The following is a 7,996-nucleotide window of genomic DNA, read 5'->3' on the forward strand; positions in this document are numbered from 1 at the left end:
TATAACAAAATACAAAAATTTTAATGAGCTAAAAAATATGATAGATAATTATATTGTTGAGTATAATAATTATAGAAGGGTTTTAAAATTAAAAATGCCTCCAATTCAATTTGAATTAAAAAGCATTTTAAATTAAAAAAATAATTCTCAGTTATTTGAAACTGTGCATTGTCATGAATCAAGTGTTTTTATATTTACTTTATATTTTTGTGCAATATAAGTAAGCGATGTTTGTTCAATTTCTTTTACTGTATTTTTTCGAAATTCTGCAGTATATGTTTTAAATTTTTGTTCTTTTCCCGCCATTAAAAAATGCACCTCCTCTAAAAGTTTAGTAAAGTTCTTTTTTAATTTTACTTACTTTTTGGGGTGCAGTCTTTGTTATAAAATGAAATACATGATATTCAAATCGTAAAGAAAAAGATATAATAAAAAAAATAGTAAATACTTTTTATTAGTACTTACTAAAATGGGTGCATTCTAGTTATTAATGTCACATTATTCTGATGTGGTTTTATTTATGATTAAGGAGAAGAAAAAGATGGGAAAAGAGCGAATTTTATTTACATCAGAATCAGTATCAGAAGGGCATCCTGATAAGATTTGTGATCAAATTTCAGATGCTGTTTTAGATGCATGCTTAAAAGAAGACCCCTTATCACGGGTAGCATGTGAATGCTTTATTACAACAAACCGGGTTATTATTGGTGGTGAGATTACAACAAAAGCAAAAGTTGATTATGCCAATGTAGCAAGTAAAGTATTAAAAGAAATTGGTTATAATGATGCAGAATGAGGAATTGATTGACAAACTTGTAAAGTTGAAATATTAGTTAAAACACAATCACCAGATATTTCACTTGGTGTTGATAAAGCTGGAGCTGGTGACCAAGGAATTATGTTTGGTTATGCAACAAATGAATCAGATAATTATATGCCGTTAGCAATTTCTATTGCTCATGCTTTAGTAAAGCGAGCAAGTATGCTACGTAAAAAAGGAATGTTTATTGGGGCACGACCAGATATGAAATCACAAGTAACGTTAGACATAACAAATGCTAAACATATTTATATTGATACAATCTTAATGTCAATTCAGCATGATGAAGATATTGATGAAGCTAAATTTAAACACTTTGTTATTACGGAAATTATGGAACCAGTTGTGCAAGAATTTAAAATGAATTTAGATTTTAAAGTTTTAATTAATCCAACTGGTCGATTTGTAATTGGTGGACCAAAAGGTGACGCTGGGTTAACAGGGCGAAAAATTATTGTTGATACATATGGTGGCTATGCACGGCATGGTGGTGGTGCTTTTTCGGGAAAAGATGGAACAAAAGTTGATCGTTCAGCAGCATATATGGCTCGTTATGTTGCAAAGAATATTGTTGCGGCAGGATTAACTGAACGATGTGAGATTCAATTATCTTATGCGATTGGAGTTGCTGAACCGATTTCAATTTTTGTTGAAACATTTGGAACTAATTTTGTTGCAAATGATATTATATTGAAGGCGATTAAAGAAAATTTTGATTTTCGCCCCCAAGCAATGATTGAAACGTTAGATTTACAAAAACCAATTTATCAACAAACGGCAACTTATGGGCATTTTGGTCGTTACCATACTGAACTACCATGAGAAAGATTAGACAAAGTTCAAAGTTTAATAAAATATTTACCAGATGTTTAATTTTTAGATATAATTAACATAAAGAATAGGAGGAGAAAAACTAATGAAGTATAAGTTAATTGCTCTTGATTTGGATGGTACAACAGCAAGGAGAAATCGAATTTCAAAGCAAAATGTTGCAGCAATTAAGTGAGCATTGGCAAATGGGATTAAAGTGATTATTGCAACTGGGCGTAGTATTGGTGCTATTAGAAAAGTTGCAAAAAAATTAGGCATTATTGAAAATAAAATGCCAGTAATTGGTTTTAATGGTGGCATAATTTATGATTTTGCGAAAGAAAAAATTATTCAACAAAATGTTTTTTCTAATGATGAATTAATTAATGTTTTTTATCTTGCTAATGAGTGTAAAATTCAATTATGAGCATATTCCGTTAAGAATGAACATTTTGCTTATGTTAATACTAAGCATAGTTTGATGACTAAATGAATGAGTTTTCACACAAAACGAAAAAGAATATTAGTGTATGATCCTACCACTTTACATGACCAAGCTTACAAGTTTGTTGTTAGTGGTAAAAAAGAGAATGTTCTAAAATTTAAAGCAAAACTTTTAGTGAAATATGAATTTAATATTTTTGATTGGTCATATTTGCCAAATCAAAGTTTAAATTTAGAAATTAGTCCAAAGGGTAGTGACAAAAAAGATGCCTTAGAATATCTTGCTAAAATATATAATATTCAACCAGTAGAAATTATTGCGATGGGTGATGGTTCAAATGATTATGAAATGTTAAAATGAGCTGGCGTTGGAATTGCAATGGGAAATGCTAAAGCGGATATTAAAACTATTTCTGATGATACAACTGCCCATTATCGTCGCTCAGGAGTAGCGAAAGCAATTAATAAATATTTTAAAAAATAAAAAATATCATCAAAACTATTGATATTTTTTTTGTTTTTTTTATAATTAATGTGGTCGTAATTTAAAAACAAAAAGTTTAGTATAACTAAACAAAATTACCAAAGGAGGGTTGTCTATGTTACTAGGAGAGAAAATTAAACTATTACGTCAAAAAAATAATTTAACAATTGAAGAATTAGCAAATCGTTGTGAATTAACGAAAGGCTTTATTAGTCAGCTTGAGCGCGATATTTCTTCTCCGAGTATTGAAACACTAGAAAGTATTTTAGAAGTTTTAGGCACCAACTTAGCAGATTTTTTTAAACAAGAAAAAAATAGAAAATTTGTTTATGCAGCAGAAGAACATTATGAAGTTGAACAAAATGATTATCGAATTGAATGATTAGTTCCTAATGCGCAAGTAAATGAATTAGAACCAATTTTAATTCAAATTAAGCCGCAAGGAGAATCAGAACGGATATTACCATTTGAGGGTCAGATTTTTGGTTATGTTTTGAAAGGAACAGTGTTAGTTTATTCTGGGCAAAAAGTACAAACAGCACATACTCGTGATAGTTTTTATTTATATGGTAATAATCAACACTATTTAAAAAATGAAACAAATGAAATTGTTGAGGTATTATGAATTTCAACACCACCAATATTTTAAAAGATTAGAAAAGGAGCAGAAGCATTGGAAACAAATATTTTAGAGTTACGAAACATTTCAAAGCAATATGAAGGAAAAGTGGTTTTAAAAGGAATTAACTTAAACATTAAAGAAGGAGAATTTGTCACATTACTAGGACCATCAGGATGTGGAAAAACAACAACATTAAGAATTATTGCTGGATTTGAACAACCTAATAGTGGGGAATTATTATTTTTAGGAAAGGACTATTTAAAAACGCCAGTTCATAAACGAGAAGTTAATACTGTTTTTCAAAATTATGCTTTATTTCCGCATTTAACTGTTTTTGATAATATTGCTTATGGTTTAAAAGTTAAACGCAATAAGTATGATGTTATTGAAACTAAAGTAAAGAAATTTTTACAATTAGTAGGATTAGAAGGTTTTGAAGATAAATCAGTTGAACAATTATCGGGTGGTCAACGCCAGCGCGTTGCATTAGCACGAGCATTAATTAATAAGCCAAAGGTTTTGTTATTAGATGAACCAATGGCTGCATTAGATGTTAAGTTACGAAAAAAAATGCAAGCAGAATTAAAAACTTTGCAAGGAGAAATTGGAATTACTTTTATTTTAGTAACGCATGATCAAGAAGAAGCATTAACATTGTCTGATCGTATTATTGTAATGAATGATGGAGCAATTCAACAGGTTGGAACACCAGCGGAAATTTATAATGAACCAGAGAATTTATGAACAGCACAATTTATTGGTGACTCAAATATTATTTCAAATGCAATTTTTATTAAAGATAATTTAGTAGCAATTGATGGCAAAAAAATTGTTTGTGTTGACCGTGGATTTGGTGAAAATGAAGACCAAATTGATATTATTATTCGTCCTGAAGATATTGACATTGTTCAAGTTGGGAAAGGATTTTTCACAGGAACAGTTAAAAGAGTTAATTTTAAAGGAGTTCATTGGGAAATTATTGTTAAATGTAAAGAACGAAAATATTTAATTCATTCAACAGATAGAGTTGAAGAAGGTGATCAAGTTGATATTTCATGAAATGTTGAAGATATTCATGTTATGTGGAAAGAGATTGATGATTAAGGAGCAAGAATGATGGAAAACAAAAATAAACCACCAAAAAAAGGTAAAGGATGATTTAAAAAACAAGGTAGTAAAATTAAATCAATTAGTCAACATTTTGTTGCTTGATGTCGAACAAAATATTTAAATATTTCTTATCATGCAAAACAAAACAAATCGTTTAAAAGGGGGTTCAATTCAATTTTATGGCCATACCTTATTATTATGATTTTATTAATTGTTATACCATTATTAATTATTTTATTATATTCGTTTATTCAACCAACGGGAAATAGTTTAGTTTTTGAAATTAATTTTAAAAATTTTGTAACTTTTTTTTCAGAGAAAAAATTTGTTATTGCACTATTCTCAGCCTTAGGATATTCATTAATTGCGGCCTTAATTGCAATTGTGATTGCTTATCCAGTTGCTTATGTGATGGCATTTTGTAAATCAAAACTATTGTCAAAAAATATTTGAATTTTAGTAACCTTACCAATTTGAATTAATATGTTACTAAAAATTATTGGATTACAAACAATGTTTAATATTATTGCTCCAAGTTTACTTGGAACCCCAATTTCGGTTGTTATTGGAATGGTGTATGCATTTTTACCATTTGTAATTTTACCAATTTATAATAGTTTAGATAAAATTGATACTTTATTAATTGAAGCTTCAAAAGATTTGGGAGCAAATGGTTTTAAAACATTTTGAAAAGTTATTTTTCGTCAATCAATCCCAGGTATTATTGCAGGTGGAACATTATTATTAGTGCAAGCAGCAACGTCGTTAATTATTGTTAAATTTATGGGGAATGGTCGTATTAATTTAATTGTTGATGTAATTGAAGCATATTTCTTTAAAGGAGAAAACTTTGGAATTGGCGCAGCAATCTCAGTTGTCTTAGCTCTTATTGTTTTTTTAATTATTGTGCTATCAAATTCATTATCAAAATATTTTGAAACAAGAAAGGGGCGTCGCAATGAAAAAGTTTTTTAAATCATCTTATATGGCATTAATTATGTTATTCATTTATATTCCAATTATGATTTTAATTTTATTTTCATTTAATAGTGGTGAAAGTATGAGTATTTTTAATGGTTTTTCTGATCGTTGGTATAAACAACTTGCTAGTGAGCAACCTTTTTTACAAAGTATTATTGTGTCAGTTTTTACAGCAGTAATTGCAACTGTCGTCTCAGTTATTATTGGCACTTTAGCTGCGATTGGATTAAGTCGAGCACGGCGAGTTACACAAAAAATGACATTATCAATTACTAATATTCCATTAATTAATGCTGATATTATTACAGCTGTTTCGTTGATGATGTTATTTATTGCTTTAAGAGCAAATTTTGGAATGTTAACATTAGTTTTAGCACATATTTCATTTGATGTTCCATATGTAATTATTACAGTATTACCACGCTTACGGAAAGTTGATCCAAAATTAATTGAAGCTTCATTAGATTTAGGTGCAAAGCCCTCACAAACTTTGCGAAAAATTATTTTACCAATTTTAAAACCAACAATTATTGCAGCTGCAGCAATTGCCTTTGCAATGAGTTTTGATGACTTTATTATCTCTTATTTTACTGGTGGTGACGATGTCAATGTTGCAACTTTTATTTATACAATGAAAAGAATTAAACCTTTTATTAATGCTTTTGGTACGATTTGTATTGCAATTATTGGAGTTATTATTATTGGATGAAATGGATGAAATGTTTATAAAATTAATTATAATAAATTTCGCCGAGAAATGTTAAAAGGAACTTATAAAGATAAAGATATTATGCGCTATGAAAAGAAATTAGCCTTTCTTTATCATCAATTAAATAATAAAAAAATTAATAATGAAAAACAAAAAGAACAATTACGCTGAAAAATTGTTAAACTAGAAAAAAAATATGATAAAAGTGTTTTATGAATTAAGAATAAAAAACAAACTTTTATTGAACGGCAAGAAACCAAAGAAAATATTAATAAAATATCACGAAAAAAATTCCGTTGATTGGCAAAAAGTTGAAAGCCATTATCATTAGTAACAATTTCAGTTGGCTCAATTGCTTTGCTAACAGCAGTTTATATTAAAAATAATATTTATGATTTAGCAGTAGCAAATTGAGGTGAATATATTACTTCAGATTTAATTAGTAAGTTTGAAAAAAAATATAATGTAAAAGTTAAATATAGTGTTTATGATAGTAATGAAACATTGTATAACAAATTATATACGACACATTATGACGTGATGGTTCCAAGTGACTATATGGTTAATAAGTTAGCGCAAGAAGGACGTTTAGAAGAAATTGATTATCAAAAATTAAATGATTTTGATAAAAATTTCAACATTATTAAACCTAATCCAAATTATCATGGACAAGATGTAAAAGAACGAACAATTGGGAATAAATATTTTAATGATTTAAATGTTGATGTAGCAACAGTACAAAAAACAAATCCAGAATTTTATCAAAATTGTATTGTTTTTTCTACTTTGGATCCAACAACAGCAAAATGTTTTGATAAAAATTATGCGGCATCATTAGCTGATGGATTATTAAATGTTTTAAATAAAAATAAACTGAAAGATGCTACTCAAAAAACAATTGTTAATTATAGTTTACCTTATTTTTGAGGAGAAGTATCACTTGTGATTAATCCAACAGAAAGTAACTTAAAATTTTTAGATAAGATATTTGCTAAAGCAAATCAAAATTTACCAACAACAGCTCAAGGAAAATTTGGTTATCAACGTGTAGACTGAGAACCTAGTATAAATCGCGATCAAATTAAACTTAATGATGTTGAAAATAATAAGATTATCTCAAATGGCATTTCATGAGATATTTTATGACAAGCAGCCGCAGCAAATAAACGAGTTTTAATTAATAATGATCCACGAAATTTATTTATGTTAACTACTGAAAAAAATTATTTCAAACCAGTACCAACAACGCAAATGGAAGTTGATCATGGTTACAACGAATTAGCAACATTGTTAAAACATAATAATGTTGCCTTAATGAATGATGAGTTAATCAATGCAGTTGGTGCTGGACGTTTTGATTTTGCTTTTATGTATAATGGGGATGCAATTTATGCGGATACATTATTTGCAAAAAGTCATGAAGAAGCGAAGGGAACAAAATTAATTATTACCCGCCCACGAGCAACAACGGCGTGAACACCAGAAACAGTTGAAGGAACTAACATTTGAAGTGATAATATGGTTTTATCAAAAAATGCTAGAAATCAGGAGTTAGCTTATAAATTTATGAATTTTATTATTCAAAATTCATCAGCATTAACAGAAGAAGCTAATTATACTTCACCATATCAACAAGTAATGGATTATGAAAATAATTATAATTATTATCGTAATGGTCATGATCCAGAATCTGGCGCAATGATTAATTATCAACGTGATTATGTTCCTGTAGCGAAACTTAATGAGAAGGGAATGTATGTTGCTCAACCAGAAATGGCCGATAGACCATTTGAAATAACTGATTTAGATGGTTATGTATTAAAAAAATATAATATTTTAATTGCTGGGAAAAACTAATAATTATTTTAAAAATAAAAAAATAGAAGTTAATTAATCCTATACAATGTTTCTTTTAATTGAGAATATGAAATAAAAAACCTTTCTAGGTTATTATTAAATATATAAAGTTAGGAGAAACATTTTTTATATGGCAAAGGGTAAAACTAAAGGGTCAAA

At 28.3% G+C, this 7,996-nt stretch carries 8 protein-coding genes; 7 read left to right on the top strand and 1 reads right to left on the bottom strand.

Annotation, left to right across the window (positions count from 1 at the left end):
- The first annotated feature begins 1 nt into the window (after position 1).
- The gene (locus tag D9R21_RS08650; RefSeq protein ID WP_126820873.1) at positions 2-136 is read left to right on the top strand and encodes an IS3 family transposase; all 135 of its coding nucleotides are present in this window, start codon (positions 2-4) and stop codon (positions 134-136) included.
- On the opposite strand, the gene D9R21_RS06980 is transcribed toward D9R21_RS08650, so the two are convergent.
- Positions 133-306: a hypothetical protein gene (locus D9R21_RS06980; RefSeq protein WP_158613861.1), complete on the bottom strand. Its 174-nt coding sequence runs from the start codon at positions 304-306 to the stop codon at positions 133-135. The genes D9R21_RS08650 and D9R21_RS06980 overlap by 4 nt on opposite strands.
- Before the next feature lie 235 nt (positions 307-541).
- On the opposite strand from D9R21_RS06980, the gene metK reads away from it, so the two are divergent.
- The 6 genes from metK (at position 542) to D9R21_RS03370 (ending at position 7,837) form a co-directional block, all read left to right on the top strand.
- On the top strand, positions 542-1,693 hold the full coding sequence (gene metK, locus D9R21_RS03345) for a methionine adenosyltransferase (protein WP_126821097.1): 1,152 nt from the start codon (positions 542-544) through the stop codon (positions 1,691-1,693).
- 43 nt (positions 1,694-1,736) lie between these two features.
- Positions 1,737-2,558, top strand: coding sequence for an HAD family hydrolase (locus D9R21_RS03350; protein ID WP_126821098.1), 822 nt, complete (start codon positions 1,737-1,739; stop codon positions 2,556-2,558).
- 115 nt (positions 2,559-2,673) lie between these two features.
- Positions 2,674-3,207: a helix-turn-helix domain-containing protein gene (locus tag D9R21_RS03355; protein WP_126821099.1), complete on the top strand. Its 534-nt coding sequence runs from the start codon at positions 2,674-2,676 to the stop codon at positions 3,205-3,207.
- A gap of 24 nt (positions 3,208-3,231) precedes the next feature.
- Positions 3,232-4,284 carry a spermidine/putrescine ABC transporter ATP-binding protein gene (gene potA / locus D9R21_RS03360; RefSeq protein ID WP_126821100.1) on the top strand — a complete coding sequence of 351 codons (1,053 nt, stop codon included), beginning with the start codon at positions 3,232-3,234 and terminating at the stop codon, positions 4,282-4,284.
- 9 nt (positions 4,285-4,293) lie between these two features.
- Positions 4,294-5,265 (top strand): spermidine/putrescine ABC transporter permease, encoded by a 972-nt coding sequence (potB, locus tag D9R21_RS03365; RefSeq protein WP_126821101.1) that lies wholly within the window; start codon positions 4,294-4,296, stop codon positions 5,263-5,265.
- Positions 5,249-7,837 carry an extracellular solute-binding protein gene (locus D9R21_RS03370; protein WP_126821102.1) on the top strand — a complete coding sequence of 863 codons (2,589 nt, stop codon included), beginning with the start codon at positions 5,249-5,251 and terminating at the stop codon, positions 7,835-7,837. Before potB ends, D9R21_RS03370 begins: the two co-directional genes overlap by 17 nt.
- The last annotated feature ends 159 nt before the right edge of the window (positions 7,838-7,996 follow it).

This window comes from Spiroplasma endosymbiont of Megaselia nigra (assembly GCF_003987485.1).
In the GTDB taxonomy this organism is placed as follows: domain Bacteria; phylum Bacillota_I; class Bacilli_A; order Mycoplasmatales; family Mycoplasmataceae; genus Spiroplasma.